This is a genomic window from Dyadobacter sp. CY356, assembly GCF_021440195.1.
Taxonomy (GTDB): Bacteria; Bacteroidota; Bacteroidia; order Cytophagales; family Spirosomataceae; genus Dyadobacter.
The window spans coordinates 481,962-499,207 of record NZ_JAJTSZ010000005.1; the positions used below are offsets into that span (position 1 = coordinate 481,962).

The 17,246-nt window shown below is 40.7% G+C and carries 15 protein-coding genes; 2 read left to right on the forward strand and 13 right to left on the reverse strand.

Annotated elements, in window-relative coordinates; translation table 11 throughout:
- Positions 1 to 35 precede the first annotated feature (35 nt).
- The 12 genes from LXL81_RS18730 to LXL81_RS18785 all read right to left on the reverse strand — a co-directional run bounded on the left by LXL81_RS18730 (position 36) and on the right by LXL81_RS18785 (position 14,195).
- Positions 36 to 1,490 (reverse strand): amino acid permease, encoded by a 1,455-nt coding sequence (locus LXL81_RS18730; RefSeq protein ID WP_234648290.1) that lies wholly within the window; start codon positions 1,488 to 1,490, stop codon positions 36 to 38.
- A gap of 129 nt (positions 1,491 to 1,619) precedes the next feature.
- Entirely contained in the window at positions 1,620 to 4,595 is a 2,976-nt protein-coding gene (gene secDF / locus LXL81_RS18735) for a protein translocase subunit SecDF (RefSeq protein ID WP_234648291.1), read from the reverse strand.
- Between the two features lie 117 nt (positions 4,596 to 4,712).
- A complete protein-coding gene (locus LXL81_RS18740; RefSeq protein ID WP_234648292.1) occupies positions 4,713 to 5,105 on the reverse strand; it encodes a hypothetical protein in 393 nt (130 codons plus the stop codon).
- Between the two features lie 123 nt (positions 5,106 to 5,228).
- Positions 5,229 to 6,347: a P1 family peptidase gene (locus LXL81_RS18745; RefSeq protein WP_234648293.1), complete on the reverse strand. Its 1,119-nt coding sequence runs from the start codon at positions 6,345 to 6,347 to the stop codon at positions 5,229 to 5,231.
- A gap of 125 nt (positions 6,348 to 6,472) precedes the next feature.
- Positions 6,473 to 7,411, reverse strand: coding sequence for a DUF4249 domain-containing protein (locus tag LXL81_RS18750; RefSeq protein ID WP_234648294.1), 939 nt, complete (start codon positions 7,409 to 7,411; stop codon positions 6,473 to 6,475).
- Between the two features lie 6 nt (positions 7,412 to 7,417).
- Positions 7,418 to 9,817, reverse strand: a complete 2,400-nt coding sequence (locus tag LXL81_RS18755; RefSeq protein WP_234648295.1) for a carboxypeptidase-like regulatory domain-containing protein — start codon at positions 9,815 to 9,817, stop codon at positions 7,418 to 7,420.
- A 233-nt stretch (positions 9,818 to 10,050) separates the two neighbouring features.
- A complete protein-coding gene (gene folK, locus LXL81_RS18760; protein ID WP_234648296.1) occupies positions 10,051 to 10,584 on the reverse strand; it encodes a 2-amino-4-hydroxy-6-hydroxymethyldihydropteridine diphosphokinase in 534 nt (177 codons plus the stop codon).
- 135 nt (positions 10,585 to 10,719) lie between these two features.
- Positions 10,720 to 10,959: a 50S ribosomal protein L28 gene (gene rpmB / locus LXL81_RS18765; protein ID WP_031528537.1), complete on the reverse strand. Its 240-nt coding sequence runs from the start codon at positions 10,957 to 10,959 to the stop codon at positions 10,720 to 10,722.
- A gap of 89 nt (positions 10,960 to 11,048) precedes the next feature.
- Positions 11,049 to 11,735 (reverse strand): response regulator transcription factor, encoded by a 687-nt coding sequence (locus tag LXL81_RS18770; protein ID WP_234648297.1) that lies wholly within the window; start codon positions 11,733 to 11,735, stop codon positions 11,049 to 11,051.
- Positions 11,736 to 11,770: 35 nt separating this feature from the next.
- Complete coding sequence (locus LXL81_RS18775; protein ID WP_234648298.1) at positions 11,771 to 13,015, reverse strand: sensor histidine kinase KdpD; 1,245 nt, start codon at positions 13,013 to 13,015, stop codon at positions 11,771 to 11,773.
- 70 nt (positions 13,016 to 13,085) lie between these two features.
- Positions 13,086 to 13,949, reverse strand: a complete 864-nt coding sequence (locus tag LXL81_RS18780; protein ID WP_234648299.1) for an N-acetylglucosamine kinase — start codon at positions 13,947 to 13,949, stop codon at positions 13,086 to 13,088.
- Positions 13,950 to 13,955: 6 nt separating this feature from the next.
- The gene (locus tag LXL81_RS18785; protein WP_234648300.1) at positions 13,956 to 14,195 is read right to left on the reverse strand and encodes a cytochrome b5 domain-containing protein; all 240 of its coding nucleotides are present in this window, start codon (positions 14,193 to 14,195) and stop codon (positions 13,956 to 13,958) included.
- 137 nt (positions 14,196 to 14,332) lie between these two features.
- On the opposite strand from LXL81_RS18785, the gene LXL81_RS18790 reads away from it, so the two are divergent.
- Together LXL81_RS18790 and thiL are read left to right on the forward strand one after the other, a co-directional pair.
- Entirely contained in the window at positions 14,333 to 14,782 is a 450-nt protein-coding gene (locus tag LXL81_RS18790) for a hypothetical protein (protein WP_234648301.1), read from the forward strand.
- 144 nt (positions 14,783 to 14,926) lie between these two features.
- Complete coding sequence (gene thiL, locus LXL81_RS18795; RefSeq protein WP_234648302.1) at positions 14,927 to 15,949, forward strand: thiamine-phosphate kinase; 1,023 nt, start codon at positions 14,927 to 14,929, stop codon at positions 15,947 to 15,949.
- Positions 15,950 to 16,084: 135 nt separating this feature from the next.
- Here thiL and LXL81_RS18800 read toward each other — a convergent pair whose 3' ends face one another.
- Positions 16,085 to 16,915 carry an aminotransferase class IV gene (locus LXL81_RS18800; RefSeq protein WP_234648303.1) on the reverse strand — a complete coding sequence of 277 codons (831 nt, stop codon included), beginning with the start codon at positions 16,913 to 16,915 and terminating at the stop codon, positions 16,085 to 16,087.
- Positions 16,916 to 17,246 lie beyond the last annotated feature (331 nt).

Consider the following 17,246-nt stretch of genomic DNA (forward strand, 5'->3'; position numbering starts at 1 on the left):
AAAAGCTAAACGCCAATAGCCAACAGCTCAAAGTTCTATTCTTCGCTTGCAAGCTTACTGTTCTTCTTACCGTATCCAAAATATACCGCAAGACCAAGTGCCAGCCAGATAGCCAGACGATACCAGCTTTCGATAGGCAAAGAATACATCAGGTATAAACAAACGACAATACCCATGATTGGAACGAACGGTACCAAAGGCGTACGGAAAGAGCGTTTAAGATCCGGGCGTTTGATACGTAACATCCATACACCTACACAAACCAGGCAGAATGCGAACAATGTTCCGATACTTACCATATGCCCAAGGTCACTTACAGGTACAAATCCTGAGAAAATACTTACGAACAACATGAAGAAAAGGTTAGTTTTCCATGGTGTGCTGAATTTTGGATGTACCGCACTGAAGAACTTAGGAAGCAGACCGTCTTTACTCATTGAATAAAATACACGGCTCTGGCCCAAAAGCATAACCAGCATTACCGAAGTATAACCAGCCAAAATTGCGATAACCAGACCCGTCTGAAGCGTATCATATCCGGTTTTAGCGAAAGCAGTTGCGGCAGGTTTTGCATCATTGGCAAACTCGGTATATTTTACCAGACCTGTCATCACGTGTGCGAAAAGCACATAAAGAATGGTACAAACCACCAAAGAACCCAGGATACCGATCGGCATACCTTTTTGTGGGTTTTTAGCTTCCTGCGCAGCCGTAGAAACAGCATCAAATCCGATAAAAGCAAAGAATACTACCGCAGCGCCCGTAGCAATACCAGACCAGCCGAAGTTTTCATAATTTCCTGTGTTGGCAGGAATGTATGGTATATAGTTTTGCGGATCGATATGGCTCCATCCCAATGCGATAAATATTAAAACCACGGCCACTTTTACGCAAACCAGAATATTATTCAGGAAAGCGGATCCCTGCGTACCTCTGATAAGAAGCAGCGATAATACCCAAATGATCAGGATAGCCGGAAGATTGACAAGACCATTGTCGATTACTGTGCCGTCGCTAAGTTTTACAACTTCAAAAGGCGAACAAACCAACTGTGTCGGAAGGTGGATACCAAATGAACTCAAAAATTCAAGCAGATAACGTGACCAGCTTACTGAAACTGTTGCAGCTCCCAAAGCGTATTCCAAAACCAAATCCCATCCGATGATCCAGGCAACAAACTCTCCCATGGTTGCATAGGAATACGTGTAAGCACTTCCCGCAATAGGGATCATTGAAGCAAATTCCGCATAACACAATCCTGCAAATCCACAACCAACAGCAGCCAATATAAACGAAATCGTTACAGCCGGGCCGGCATGTTCAGCTGCCGCAATACCTGTTAAGGAAAAAAGGCCTGCACCAATAATAGCCCCGATACCCAGCGCTATTAAACTTGTAGAACTTAGTGAGCGTTTTAGTTGATTTCCCTCCCCGCTGGATTCGAGCATTAATTTTTCAATCGGCTTCTTTATCCAAAGTTGATTTGCCATATAGTATTTATTAGAGTAGTTAGTTATCTCAAATTTGTATAAAACTAAAATAAAATTTGCTAAGTATGTACAAGCTGAAAAATAAAAGGGGGAAAGTAAAATACTTTCCCCCTTTTATTATCTAAATGCTTATGCTTTTACAATTTTTCCTTTTGTTGAAGCAGCATCTGAAACGCCGGTTACGGCCAATGAAGCCTGCTTGATTTTTTCACGTTGTAAAATATCAACAACAATCGGTGCTGCAACAAATAGTGAAGAATATGTTCCTACAATTACACCCAGTAACATACAGAACGTAAATCCACGAATTACTTCACCACCAAATACCATTAACACGATCAATACCAACATTACAGAGATACCGGTTACCGCTGTACGGCTAAGGGTACTGTTCAAGGCGTTGTTGATAATGGTTGGCAGTGATTCTGTTGTTGCTTTGTCATCTTTCAAATATTCACGGATCCTGTCATAAATTACAACCGTGTCATTCATCGAATAACCAATCATTGTAAGGATCGCTCCGATAAATGCCTGATCGATATCCAGTGAGAATGGCAGCCATCCGTTGAACAAGGAATAAACAGCAAGCAAGATGATCACGTCATGTGCAAGAGACATAACGGCTCCATAACTAAATGCAAGTCGTTTGAAACGTAAGAAGATGTATACAAAGTTGGCAGCCAAAGCCAGCAAGACCGCATACAATGCATTGATCATCGTGTCGTATGCAATCGTTGGACCAACTTTGTTTGAGCTGACAATTGTTCCTTTATTGTCTTTTACTTTTGAAACACCCTCCATGATCTTTGTTTCTGCTCTTTGATCAGCGTCAGGAGCAGTATCTTCAATCAGGTAATCTGTTGTGATTTTAACCTGGTCAAATCCTCCAAAAGTTTTTACTTCCGGTGAGTTTCCAAGTGCTGCGCTCATTACTTCACGCACCTCATCCGTTTCAACATTTTTGTCAAAACGAACTACATAAGAACGACCACCTTTGAAATCAATACCAAGTCCGAATCCTTTAAAGATGAATGACCCAACGCCAATCACCATGATTACAGAAGAAATGATATAGAAACGACGGCGTTGAGATACAAAATCAAAGTTGTTATCCTTAAACCAGTTTTTTGTCAACCCGGAATAGAATTTGTAAACCTTACCATGACGGATCTGGTATTCAAGGAACAATCTTGTAATAAAAATCGCTGTGAACAACGAGGTAAGCAAACCAATAACAAGCGTAGTAGCAAAACCTAAAACAAGACCGGAACCAAATGTGTAAAGGATAATACCTGTTAAAAGCGTCGTTACGTTCGAGTCAATGATCGCTGTCATCGAATGTTTAAAACCATCCTGAACAGCCAGTTTAAATGGTTTTCCTTCTGCTATTTCTATCTTGATCCCTTCATAAATCAGTACGTTTGCATCAACGGCCATACCAATCGATAACACAATACCAGCGATTCCTGAAAGCGTAAGCACGGCTCCAAGGGAAGCCATAACACCTAATAAAAGGAACAGGTTTAAAAGAAGTGTGATATCAGCAATAAAACCAGCACCGCTATAATACGCCACCATGAACACAAGAATTACAATCAAACCAATCACTGATGATAAAACACCGGCTGTAATCGCTTCTGAACCCAACGTTGAACCAACAATGGCTTCTTCCACAATGTGCGTTGGAGCAGGTAATTTACCTGCTTTAAGCACGTTTGACATATCTTTTGTTTCTTCAACTGTGAAGTTACCTGTGATACTTGAATTACCATTTGGAATTTCACCCTGAACCGTAGGAGCAGTATAAACCAGGTTATCAATAATAATCGCAACCGGACGGCCAATGCTGTTGGCTGTCAGTGTACGCCATTTACGAGCACCTTCACCGTTCATTCTCATGGTTACTTCCGGACGACCGCGGTCATCATAATCGTGTGTCGCGTCAGTAATCACATCACCTTCCATGGCAGCCTGGCCATTTTGTTTTTTGATAAAATACAAAGGAAGGATCAATTGGTTGTTTTGACCTTCTGTTCCTTTACGATCCCACATGAAAACAAGGTCAGCCGGGAACATAGAACGAACTTCCGGACGAGCCAACATTTCATTAGCACGAGCCGTATCTTTCAAATAAACACCCAAACCTTGTGGCATAGGTACAAAAAGACTGGTCAACGCAGCACTTTGCGCAGCAAGAGCAGATGTATCGGTTTTGGCAGAATCTCCTTTTTGTTCAAGCTGGGCAGCCAATCCGCTCAGACCAGATTTAGTAGTATCAGTTGATGCAGTTGCAGCAGCAGGTTTTCCGGCAGCTTTAACTCTCGCATCTTCTTTGGCAAGATAAGAACCTAACTGATCAATCGCAGGAGCCAGTTCATTGGTAAGATAAACCTGAGCAAATTCAAGTTTCGCAGCACCAGACAACAAACGACGAACGCGTTCCGGGTTATCAACACCTGGAAGTTCAACCAAAACGCGGTTAGTACCTGGCAAACGCTGAATGTTTGGGTTCGTTACACCAAACTTGTCAATACGTGCCTGCGTGATCTGGAATGCTCTGTCAATTGCACCATCAATTTCTGTGTTCAACATTTTAACAACGTCTCCGTCAGAAGAATTGCTGTTGATTTTTGTACGGTTGGCACTCGTAGCAAACACGCTCGCAAGACTTGTATTAGGTGCCGCTTCTTTAAATGCAGAAACAAATATTTTTACAAATGCCTTGTTATCTGCTTTTTTATCAGCCTGTGCAGCCGCCAAAGCTTTTTGAAATGCTGCACTGCGCGAATTTCCACCAGCCATTCCTTTAAGAATTTCAGCAGGAGCAACTTCTAAAACTACGTGCATACCACCCTGAAGGTCAAGACCAAGGCTAAGTTCGCGCTCCATCACTTCCTGCAAAGTTTGTCCTAAATAGACATCTTCACGCCAAAGTGAATCAATATAATGCTGTCTTTTTTTATCATCAACTTTGCCGGAAGCATCCGTAGCGTAAGTTACCGCCTTACCTTTTATATTACGTGAAACGAACGTAAATGAAAGGTAATAGGCACTAATAAGAGCCAACACAATGGTTAGCCCAATTATTCCATTCCTGTTAGTCATTGTTTTGTAAAAAATGTAAAATTTTGAAAGTGGATTTATTATGGATTGATATATGAAAAGCTCTTCGCAGGTTGCGACGATACTCATAAATCAAAAAGAAAGATCATAACAAAATTGTCACGGGGCATTGGTGACAATATATCTGGCGAAAACTCTACTGAAACAGGAAAACAAGAAGTACGATTCCTGATAATCAACACTAATGATGTGCTGACTTTCAATAAAATGCCAGACTGGCTGCGGGGCAAAATAAAAATAATGAGAGAAATCAAACGAGATGGCGGGAGTAATGACCGCATCCAAAGAAAGTGCACTTACCGTAGCCTGCTGATCGTCCGCTGTGTTTGGCGATTTCTCATAGGAAATCCCCTTGGCTATTGATTTGACAGGCTGAGCAAATTTCTGAACCGAATTTCCATAATCAGACCACGACCGCATTCCCGCCACCATGAGCAACATGGAAGCAAGCATTAAGCTAATAGTCTGATTAATAATTTTTTTCGTCTGCACGATTCGGTCTTCGATTTAAAACGCAAATTTTAAACCAAAATATCAGATTCGCAAGTGGTTTGTCTTAAATATCTGAATTATCCTTCTGACAAACTGCAAATGATGAGAACGATCCGTAAGCTTTTACTTCAATCGAACATATTTTCGTATGATTTCCAATACTTTTTCTTTTGGTAATTCTTCCATTTTGTGACCCTGAAATCCTTCGGTAGTTTTAGCCATAAAAAGGGAATTGATAATCGCCTCATTGGTAGCTTCAATCGTGGCCATAAAAAGCGGTGATATGAAATCGTTATGTAAAAGTGTATAACTGGAAGTTCCCTGCGTGGTTTCATGCGGAATTTGATAAGCTGTTGAAAAAGCAATCACATAATCTCCGCTGCCATTGGAAGCAATTCCGCCGGTTTCTGCCATTCCCATAATAGCGCGTTTTGCCAGACGTTTCAGATTTCTTGCATCAAGCGGCGCATCGGTGGCGATGATCATCATACAAGAGCCGTCAGAAGATTTATCGAGTGATTCTTTAAAAGCATATTTCCCCAATTCTTCACCAACCGGTACACCATTTACTTTCAAAACACCACCGAAATTTGTTTGCGTTAAAACGCCCACTGTATAACCTCCCAGCTTTTCAGGCAATTTTCTGGATGAAGTTCCTATTCCGCCTTTCCAGTTAAAACATACGGTTCCGGTACCGGCGCCAACATTGCCCTCTTCCACTTTTCCTGATTCTGCTTTTTTTAAAGCTTCCAGTACATTTTCCTTTTTGACATGACGACCACGAATATCATTTAGAAAACTATCATTTGTTTCACCCACAACAGGATTTACCGAACGTACATTTTCATTTCCTTTTTGATTTAATGTCCAGTCGATTAATGCATCGGCAGCAGTCGGGACACTCAATGTATTGGTTAGAATAATGGGCGTTTCCATTGTGCCTAATTCCTCAACCTGTGAGTAACCGGCAAGTTTCCCAAAACCATTTCCTATGTAAATCGCTGCCGGGATTTTTTGCTGAAACAAATTTCCGTCTTTGGGAATGATTGCCGTAACGCCGGTTCTGATATCTTTTCCTTCAACCAAAGTTACCTGGCCAACTTTTACACCGGCAACATCTGTTATCGCATTAAATTGACCGGTTGGTAAAACACCAATTTTTATTCCCAGTTCCCTCGGACGTTTCTGGGCGAAAAGTTGAACCGAAAGAAATAGTAAAAATATAAGGAGTGATTTTTTCATAGCAGTCGTTTTAAATGTCCAAGATACAAAGGAAGATTTAGCCTCCCGGAATCCTGATTATTTTATAAAAAGAAAAGCCGCCAGAAAACATCTGACGGCCCTAAAATTGTATTGTCAATAGCACCTTAATCTTCTTCCGGTCTGGCTTTTGCTGGATCAACGATCGTTTCCATCCGGCTTACAGCTGATGCACCAAAGTAACCCAGCGCTTTTCTCCCATTTGGATCAGCATTTGTAACGTTCGATTTAATATTTTCGATGGGTGTCGCATAAATCCCTCCATTCGTACTCTGATCCACAACTTGCTGCAAAAAGTAAAATGCTTCATTGGTAATGCTATGCAGCTCAACGCCTACATGGCTGCCGGCCTGATACAAAGAATCATAAGTAATGGATCTTCTCAATGGCTGTATGAAAATTAAACCATCAGAAGGCGCGCCTGCACTGAAGGCAGCGTCATAGGCAATGGAAATTTTCTCGGCTTTGTCCACATTTGTTTTTCCATTCAATACTTCTTTTATCCAGTAAGTATCGCCTGTACCAATAAAATCCCTTGCGTAAAATTCAACAATATACCCTTTCTTCTGCCCTTTGTCCTTTTCTGGTTTTATAGGCAAAGTTTCATGGGTATAGGCAATGGAATCAATTTTAGGTACCCGTTTGATTTCATTTTGAGCAGTATAAACCTCTTTCTCATACTCGATTCTCAGAGTATATTTTCTACCAATTCGTCCTAAACTGTCCGTTGCGAGACCCCAGGTATATTTCCCGTTTCCTGCTGCGTCGGCGAAATTATAGACATTACCCACATTATCGGTAACTGTTACTTTGGCTCCTAAAACAGGCTGAATAGGATTGCTGTCAAAGTATCCGGAAGACCAGGTTAGCGTAATCGTTTGTGGTCCGGGCTGATTCGTAACCCAGCCATCTACCACTAACTGCGTAGGACCGGTTTCTGTTTTTAAATCAATCACATCCTCGCAACCCGACAATCCGACGATTGCCATAAGTACGACTGCGACGCTAAAAAATCTGTTTTTAGAATTTATATTTTGTTTTTTCATGGCTGATTAGAACTTAAAATTATAAGTAACAGAAGGAATAAGACTTCCAATTACAGAATAGCGGACAGCTTGTGTTCTCAGCAGATTCTGAGCCTTTTCACTGGCAGTTGGTTTGTCTTCATTCTGACGTGTATAAACCGAGAATGCATTCCTGCGGTTATAGACATTGTAAATGGAGAAAACCCATTCCCCTTCACCAATTCCAAAAAGTTTTTTGCGTGCTTTAAGGGTCGCCGCAAGATCCAGACGGTGGTAAGCCGGGATACGGTTATTATTTCTGGCATTGTTATAATTATTACCCAGCGAATAACCACCCCAGGAATAGCCATTGGTTGGAAAAGTTGCAGGCGTACCCGAAGCAATGGTGAAATTGGATGATAAGGTCAGCCTTTTATTCAGCTCAAAAATGGCTACGGAAGTGAAGTTATGCGGTTTGTCAAAACGTGCTGCAAACCAGTCGCCATTATTTACGCCATTAACTTGTCTTTCAGTTTTTGACAAAGTATAACTTACCCAACCTGTTAAACGGCCTTTATTTTTTTTCAGATAAAACTCCGCTCCGTAAGCTCTTCCTCTTCCTGTAAGCAAATCTCCTTCTACAAATTGATTCAATAACAAGTCTGAACCAATCACGTAGTCAAGCTGATTATGCAGTTTTTTGTAATATACTTCAACCGAAGCTTCGTACATATTATCCTTGAAATTCCTGAACCAACCAAGCGCAACCTGATCAGCAAGCTCTGGTTTGATATTGGAAGAACTGAGTGTCCATACGTCCAGTGGAGAACTTGCGGCAGTATTTGACAACAAATGCAGATACTGCGACATACGGTTGTAGCTTATTTTCAAAGATGAAACTGAATTCAAACCTATATTCACGGCAAAACGAGGTTCAAAATTTCCGTAAGTTTTGATCACATCTCCGCTTTGATATTCTTTTCCCGGAAAAATTGGCTGCCTTCTGATTCCCGCCGTAGTATCCCGGTATGAATATTCGATACCAGCCCCCAAACTCCGGAAATAAGAATAACGAATACCATATTGCAAGGAAATCTTGTCCGTCAGTTTTTGTTCATTGGCAATGTAGATGGCAGACTCATCGGCGTGACGCGACGGAAGATCCAGATTCAGTCCTTCACCTTCTGACACCGCAGTTGCTTTGCCGGGACTGGAATTATAATTGATATACTGACCACCAAAAGTTAACTGGTTTTTTGGTGTGATGTAATAGGTAAAATCAGGTTTTATACTTTTTGTGATAATTTTAGAATTCCACACAAAGCGGTCTTTTGCATTTTTATCGTTTTCATTTTGACCCAGATTATAATCGTAGTTACTATAATAGGCTGTCAGGTTCATAAACAGTTTATTGGAAAAAATGTGGTTCCAGCGTCCTGTTAATGTTTTATTTCCCCAGCCAAAACCAAAATCTCCACCCCCAAAAACATCCTTGCCTAAATAACCTGACGCAAAAAATGTATCTTTATTTCCTAACCGGTAATTTACTTTGGCCGTCAGGTCATAGAAATTGAACTTGGAGTCTTTCAGATCTTTGTTCAAAAATGGTTTTGCCAGAATATCAATATATGACCGGCGGGCCGCTACAATGAACGATCCTTTGCCTGCTGCAAATGGCTGTTCATAAGTAAGGCGGGAAAAAATAGAGCCTATACCGCCGTTGATTTCACGTTTTTTAGCATTTCCCTCCTTCATCCGCACATCCAGGATAGAAGAGATCCGTCCGCCGTATTGCGCAGGAATTCCTCCTTTGAAAAGCTTGACATCTTTTACAACATCCGGATTGAAAACCGAGAAGAAACCAAATAAGTGAGAAGAATTGAAAACCGGGGCTTCATCCAAAAGAACCAGGTTTTGAGAAATATCTCCGCCACGAACGTTAAATCCGGAAGCACCTTCTCCAACCGTAGTAACACCTGGCAGCAGCTGAATACTGCGTATCAAATCAACTTCTCCCAAAAGCGCGGGCATTTTTTTGATTGTCTTCATTTCAACTTTGTTGACAGACATTTCAATACTTCGCACGTTCTCATCATCTCTTTTTGTTGAAATCGTAACCTCTTTCAGGTTTTCGCTTTCATCGGACAACTCAACGCTTACCGTTTGATCAGCAGTCAAATCAATCGTTTTCGTATTTTTTTGATACCCGATGTAGGAATACACAACCGTATACGTACCGGCCGGCAACGTCAGGGAATAAAAGCCATACGGATTTGTCACCACGCCCGTTTGAGCTTCACGAACGTAAACGGAAACGCCGATTAAGCCTTCCCCGTTGGCAAGATCTTTTACATACCCGCTAACGGTATGTTTTGTTTGTGCAACGGCTGTTATGCTGAAAAAAGACAGCAAAAGCCCAATCCACTTTTTTTGTATTTTACTTTTCATGCTAATTGATTGATGATTAATACGAAGACGGATCAAGACAACTTAATACTTTTTAACAAATTGAACTTTTCCTATTTGCAGGACAACCGATATCAGGCTTCCCCCTATGATGATTAAAAAATAAAATTAAGATTTTATCTCACCGCGATGTAAAACAAGTGATAATCAGATTACCATAATATAAAAAAATGATAAACAGCTGAAAACGGGGAGTGAATGGGAGGAATTCTGATCTAATTCGAGAAATCAGAATTAGTATTATTTGTAGAAATATTTACAACAGCCCCCGGATCGGAACATTCTGTAAGCAACTGACTTGTGGTTTTCTGAAAAACAGGATGGATAAAACCGGAGGCGATTTCATTTAGCGGGACGAGCGTAAACCGCCGTTCGTGCAGTCTTGGATGTGGCAGGGTAAGGCGTGCAGAATCCAGAACAAGATCCTGATAATAAAGCATATCGATATCAATCACGCGCGCGCCCCATCTTTCGTAGCGCACTCTTCCCAGCTCATGTTCTATTTCCAGAACAATCCGAAGGACTTCTTCCGGCAATAATCCGGTCGAAACAATAAGTATCTGATTCAAAAAAGCAGGCTGTTCCAAAACGCCCCAGGGAGCGGTTTCGTAAACGGAAGAAGCAGATTGAATTTCGCCAATTCTTTCTTCGATCAGCATTTCTGCCGACCTGAGAATTTGCAATCTGTCTCCAAGATTGGAGCCTAACAGAAGAAAAACGTTTTGAAGAGCAGAAATTTCGTCAATCATGTTTCTGATAAATATTTACTGAATCTGTAATTTCTTTACCACCATAACTTCCGGATATTCCTTCAATTCAAAAACTTTACGAAAAAAAGGACTTCCCGAAAAAAGGAAGTCCTTTCTAATAAATTCGCAAATTTCTTAGAACGTAAGCGTTCCTTTATCGTATGCTTTTTGGATCGTAGCTTCAATACCGTTCTTGTTGATAGTACGAAGAGCAGAAGTAGCTACTTTCAACGTAACCCATTCTCCTGATGAAGGAAGGAAGAAACGTTTCTTTTGTAAATTCGGGAAGAATTTACGTTTTGTTTTATTGTTAGCGTGAGAAACATTATTTCCAACGCGTGTTCTTTTACCAGTAATTTGACAAACCTTAGCCATGACGATCAATTTTTCCAAATGAGGGTGCAAATATAGGTATTTATTATTTTGGTGCAAATAAAAATAAAAGATATTTGAAAAAGAATGCATTAAAAAGTCATTCTAAAACCCACACCGTGAACGTTATCAATGCGGATTGCAGGGTCTGCGGACAGATATTTACGCAATCTTGAAATAAAAACATCCAGACTTCTCCCCATAAAATAATCGTCGTCCCCCCATATCGCTTTCAGCAATTCATCCCGGCGAATGACCTGGTCCGGACGTTCGGAAAGATATTTTAAGACCTCAGCTTCGCGAAAAGTCAGTGTTTGAAGATTGTCATTTATTGACAAAGTCAGCTTCGTAAAATCGAAATTATACTTGCCGACTGTATTGGTTTTGGGCTGAATGGGCGTGGGATTTCCGGAATTATTTCTACGCAAAATTACCTCGATCCGCATCTTCAATTCCTGGATACTGAACGGTTTTGTTACGTAATCATCCGCACCCAATTCAAAACCTTTGATCTTGTCTTCCTGCAAAACCCTTGCAGTCAAAAATAAAATCGGTACCTGTTTGTCAGATTTCCGTATGTTTTCTGCCAAAGTAAAACCATCCATTTTCGGAAGCATTACATCCAGGACGCATATATCAAAATGATCTTTCTCAATGAAATCCAACGCCTCCATGCCGTCGCTTGCGTGTACCACTTCATAATCGTATGCTTCCAGATTATCTTTCGTAGCGAAGGCCAGATTCGGGTCGTCCTCGACGTATAAAATTTTCTTTTTCAATGTAACTGATTTTAGTTTTTAGGTTGAAGCAAAAATTATTTTTGAGGAATGCTGATACTGAATGTACTCCCTTGGCCAAGAGCACTGTCGAGTTCCAGATTCCAGTGATGTGAACGGACGATCTGTCTGACATAACTAAGGCCAATTCCTGAGCCTTTCACATTATGCACATCCGCATTGGATATCCTGAAAAATTTGTTGAAGATCTTCTTCTGGTATTCCTTGGCAATACCCAAACCCTTATCTTCCACACAAATTACCAGACAATTTTTCTTATTAAAAGTCCGCACGATAACCTCCGGCATGTTGGGAGAATATTTTATTGCATTATCGATCAGGTTGGTGATCATGTTCCTGAAATGGAAAACATCGGCTTCAATAAAACGATTGGCCGCCTCATATTTCAACTTTATTTTTCCTTCAAAAGGTAATAATAAAGAATCAATAACCTGATTTACATCAATTTTTTCCTTTTTCAGATTGAGCGAATGCCTTTCCGCTTTGGCAATAGAAAGCACCATTTCAACCTGATTTTGCAGCCTGAGAATTTCTTCCTGAACAATATTCACATACCGCTTATGTCTTTCAGGCTGGGTAACGATAATATCAGAATTTAAAACATCCGCAGCGATACGAATCGTAGAAATCGGCGTTTGGAGCTCATGTGTCATATTATTGACAAAATTTCGCTGAACTTCTGACAAGTGTTTTTGTCTCAGAATAATAAACAGCGCATAGGCAAAAAACCCTACGGCCAGCAAAACGAGCATTGATGACCAAATCCATCCATTCAGATTCCCGACGATGTAGGCTGATTGTTCAGGAAATCTTACGCCGAAATAATAAGGATATTTGTCTGTCCGCTCCCAGTTAGAGGTTTTTGCGGAAGTTTTGTCATTTGTTTTTGTACTTAAAGACATACCATAACGCATCCTATCCGTAGTACAATCATAAATCCCAACCTCAAAATCCGTGATCAGGTTATGTTTTTGAAAACTGTCCTTTATAAAATGTTCCAGCAGATCCGGCTGCGTGGTTGCATTGGTATTGACAAGAAAATATTCCGGTGAGAGTTGTTCCACCGGATTGGAAGTCTGCATAACGCCATTGACCGACGCGAGTTCCTGGGCAACATCCTGCAAAGCAACATGCGCATTTTGATTAAACTGACGGTGCCGCAGATCAAGCGCCTGTTTTACCCAGTAAATCTGGGTAATAACAACGCCGATAATCAGCACCGCAGAAAATACAGTAAGCCAGCGAATGGAACGTCTTGGCATTGATGAATTATTTTCTAAATAAAGTTAACAGTATTCAAAGTGTATGCCAGTCAATTATACAAAATTTCACTTACATATCCCGGCGCAAATGATACTCATAAAGCGTTTCCATCGGCGATTTTAGAATTTTACCAACCGTCAGATTTTTGCTTTCCAAAACAGATTTCAGAATGTCACGATAATAAAATGCGATCGACCCTGTAAAATGAATCGGATATATTTCCGCATCCTGATGTTTCAGAATGTATTTTTCTGTAAAAAGAATAAACGCATCCTGAACCAGTTTGGTGATAAACGGATGCTGAATATTTTTTGAGATAAATTCTGAGAACGTTGCAAAATAGCGGTTTGGAAACGGCTGGCGATACACTTTTTCAAGCACAAATAATCTGTTCGTTCCCGGATATGTTTCTTCAAATTGTTTGTGAAGATCCTGCGGCAATTCATTCTGAAGAAAATTGACAAGCAAAGTTTTTCCAAGATAAGATCCACTGCCTTCGTCACCCAGCCAAAAACCAAGCGATCCGATTGAGTGGGCAATTTTATATCCGTCATAAAAAGCATTATTGGCACCAGTACCGAGAATACAGGCAATGCCGGGTTTGTCTCCACACAATCCACGCGCTGCTGCAAGCATATCAGAAGCCACTTCAATTATTTCCGCCGACGGAACAGTATCTACCAGCGCATCATAAATTGGCCGGCTTGTAGCCTTATCCGCACAACCCGCACCGTAGAAAAAAACCTGGTCAATCGATGATCCTATAAACGGCAAAACTTCCTTTTCTAAAACTTCGGTAACTTCTTCTTTGGTCTGATAAAATGGGTTAAGCCCTCCTGAATGAAGGCGAAATGGTGTTTTTCCGGTTGTTGCCACCAGCCAATCTGTTTTTGTGGAACCGCTGTCTGCAATCAGATAAGTATATTGTTTCAAGTGCTCTTAATTAAATGGTTCTGTTAATTTTCCTATGACCTTAAACTTTTCAAAAACGCGCTCTGTATGCGGCGCGTCTCCAAGTTCTTTGGTCAGATCCTGTCCCGCCCAATGTTCGTAATGATGCCCGTTTCGCCAGAGCCGGGATGTTGTAACGTCATAAATAACGCCCTGGTATGCACACCAAATCTCTTCTCTGTCCTGTCCGTTTCGCAGTGCGAGCTGAGACTTTGTATATTCTTTCATCAACGGTTGGTTACTTAAAAAACGGTTTTATTTATTTCCGGGGCGGAATTTAAGACGATCATTTCAGAATATTTTGATATTAAGACTAAAAAATCTGAACTTGGCGTTTAATTAGAAAATTATTCGTGAAAGATAGAATGAAAAAAACGTATACTTTACTTTGCAGTATTTTGCTGGTGGTCACACTGGTAACAGCAGGATGCAAGAAAAACTCACCGAAAGCAGTTTCTGAACGCATCGCAAAATCATGGACAGCTGAATCTGTTAAAGAAGGAACTGTTGTGGTTTATACAAGAGGTGGCGCAGGAAATATTCGCGCAGAATATTCCAATTTCAAACTCGTATTGAACAGTGGCGGTGCGGCAACTTATACAGAATTCGATAAAAACATCTTTACAGGAACATGGTCATTGGATGGAGAGACTACTTTGATCCTTTCAGGATTAACACCTCAGCCAAGCGGCAGCGGTGGTACTGTAAAATTTACAATTACTTCGCTTGATGACACCAAAGTCGTTTTAACCCGCACGGATGCAAGTCCGAAAACGGGTAATACGGTGAATCAGTATACACTTTCTACACAATAAGATTTCAGTTTAAAATATGATGTGTTAATGTTGATTTTATCAATTAACAGTCAGTCACTGAACTTTTAATATCAAAATTTTATTGATAAACGAAGCCATTTCCCGCAAGAGATGGCTTCGTTTATTTTTAGCTAACTTTGCAACATGGCAGAATCAAGAACAGAAATCAGCAATTTAGGCGAATTTGGTCTTATCAAAAGACTGAATCAAGGGCTAAAAAATAATTTACCCGACAGCATAACAGGCATTGGCGATGACGCCGCAGTAATAGATTTGGGAACAGAATTCGGATTATTATCAACCGATATTCTTCTGGAAGGTGTTCATTTCGACTTGTCATTTTTCCCTTTAAAACATTTAGGATACAAAGCGATTGCGATTAACGTTTCTGACGTTGCCGCAATGAACGGAATTCCGCGTCAGGTGACCGTTGGACTGGCTTTGAGCAATCGTTTTTCTGTTGAAGCCGTGGAAGAATTGTATGAAGGGATGAAAGCAGCCTGCAAGGATTTCAATGTAGACCTTGTTGGTGGTGATACTTCTTCTTCATTATCAGGATTATTTATTTCAGTAAGCGTTTTCGGACGTGTGGCAAAGGACAGAATTACCTACCGGAATACTGCGAAAGCAAATGATCTGTTATGCGTTTCCGGAGATTTGGGCGGCGCTTATATTGGCCTTCAATTACTGGTAAGAGAAAAACAGGTTTTTCTGGCCGATCCAAATATGCAGCCGCAGCTTGACGGTAAAGAATATGTAATCCAGAGACAACTACGCCCGGAAGCGCGTATGGACGTGGTTTATGAGTTGGCAGGTGCGGGTGTTATACCAACTTCTATGATCGACGTTTCCGACGGACTGGCCTCTGACTTATTGCATTTATGCTCACAATCCGGTGTTGGTGCACTGGTTTTTGAAGATAAATTACCAATCGACGAGCAAACTTACATGGGTGCTGTCGAATTAAATATTGGGCCGATAACGGCTGCTTTAAATGGCGGCGAAGATTACGAATTACTGTTCACCGTACCGCAAAGCGATTACGACAAAATCAAAAATAATCCAAAAATCAGCGTCATTGGTTATATGACGGATAAAAAGGATGAAGTTTTATTACATACAAAAGGCGACAACAGAGTGCCAATTACCGCACAAGGCTGGAATTAATCAGTTGGCAAATGTGATTTTGCATAATCTGAATTAATCCAAAGGCTTTTCACGAGCCACCCGTCCGACGGCTTTTTCGCCGTCGGACGGGTTAAAAAAACTCAGAACAGGCTAAAGAATCCCAAAAAGAAAAAATCACTTCCCCCAATCAACCACAACCTTTTTAAATAATTCCTGCAAGAAAAGCGTCCGTTTCCCAGCTTTTCCGTCACCAACCAGCTTGTCCCCAATCTGCACGATTGGCATAACCCATTTCGTAGAACTTGTTGTAAAAGCTTCGTCAGCCGTTTCCAGTTCAGAATATAACAGCGGACGGACTTCAACTTTAAAATGTGCATCGGCCAACTCCAAAACGACTTTTCTGGTAATCCCTCTTAAAATATTGGTATCAGAAGTGATCAGCGTATCACCTTTGAAGATAAAGAAATTACTTCTGGTCAGTTCGCTGATCTCGCCGTCTTTATGAAAAAGTAGATCCGAAGCGCCCTGCTTTTTCATTTCATCCGCCATTAAGACCATATGTACATAATTGGTCGTTTTAATTTCCGGCAGATCACGAACATATTGATACTGCAAAACTTTCATTCCCTTTAATAATGCGGCAGGATTGTCTTGCGGCAAGGCTTCTGTGCGTATTAAGAAGTTCGGTTCTACAACATGTACACTATCAGGTGCATATCCTCCCGTCAATACAAAACGAAAAGCAACTTCCGGTTCTCCGGATAACGCATGCAGATCAGCCAGAATTTTAGCAACTTCACCCTGATTCAGCGGAAGCGGGAGTTTTAATAATTTGGCGGAATTTTCGAAACGCTGCCAGTAATCATCCCACCGAAAAGGAACGCCGTTGTAAGTCCTGAAATAATCAAACATGCCGAAACCACGCAAAATGGCCAGGTCGTTTGATTTAAAAATTGTCGAATCTAATGGAGAAATTTCTCCGTTAAAATATAGATGAAAAGGCATTTTGAAGATTTATTTTAGCCACGAATACACAACTGTTCACGAATTTGCTCATAGAATATTAGTGTTAATTCGTGTATTCGTGGCGCAGAACAGATTAACGATATTCAAATATGGCAATTATATCATTTGAATTAATCAGCTAAACTAAATAAATCCTGACCCACTTCGGATTTCAATATTTTCTGTCGACTTAGTACATTTAATCCAAATACAGAACCATTCATCCAACTAACCTTTGAGATTCTCAACAGGATTTAGCTACTTTGCGTATTGCTCTGAAAAAGAGAAAATCAGGATTAAATAAATTGTTTTCCAATCCGGAAAATGAGTG

Excerpts from the sequence above, each read along its gene's own strand:
- secDF (WP_234648291.1), bottom strand. The coding sequence starts at position 4,595 with ATGACTAACAGGAATGGAATAATTGGGCTAACCATTGTGTTGGCTCTT.
- LXL81_RS18730 (WP_234648290.1), bottom strand. The coding sequence starts at position 1,490 with ATGGCAAATCAACTTTGGATAAAGAAGCCGATTGAAAAATTAATGCTC.
- LXL81_RS18800 (WP_234648303.1), bottom strand. The coding sequence starts at position 16,915 with ATGCCTTTTCATCTATATTTTAACGGAGAAATTTCTCCATTAGATTCG.
- LXL81_RS18790 (WP_234648301.1), top strand. The coding sequence starts at position 14,333 with ATGAAAAAAACGTATACTTTACTTTGCAGTATTTTGCTGGTGGTCACA.
- rpmB (WP_031528537.1), bottom strand. The coding sequence starts at position 10,959 with ATGGCTAAGGTTTGTCAAATTACTGGTAAAAGAACACGCGTTGGAAAT.
- LXL81_RS18750 (WP_234648294.1), bottom strand. The coding sequence starts at position 7,411 with ATGAAAAAACAAAATATAAATTCTAAAAACAGATTTTTTAGCGTCGCA.
- LXL81_RS18755 (WP_234648295.1), bottom strand. The coding sequence starts at position 9,817 with ATGAAAAGTAAAATACAAAAAAAGTGGATTGGGCTTTTGCTGTCTTTT.
- LXL81_RS18785 (WP_234648300.1), bottom strand. The coding sequence starts at position 14,195 with ATGAAAGAATATACAAAGTCTCAGCTCGCACTGCGAAACGGACAGGAC.
- thiL (WP_234648302.1), top strand. The coding sequence starts at position 14,927 with ATGGCAGAATCAAGAACAGAAATCAGCAATTTAGGCGAATTTGGTCTT.
- LXL81_RS18745 (WP_234648293.1), bottom strand. The coding sequence starts at position 6,347 with ATGAAAAAATCACTCCTTATATTTTTACTATTTCTTTCGGTTCAACTT.
- folK (WP_234648296.1), bottom strand. The coding sequence starts at position 10,584 with ATGATTGACGAAATTTCTGCTCTTCAAAACGTTTTTCTTCTGTTAGGC.
- LXL81_RS18775 (WP_234648298.1), bottom strand. The coding sequence starts at position 13,015 with ATGCCAAGACGTTCCATTCGCTGGCTTACTGTATTTTCTGCGGTGCTG.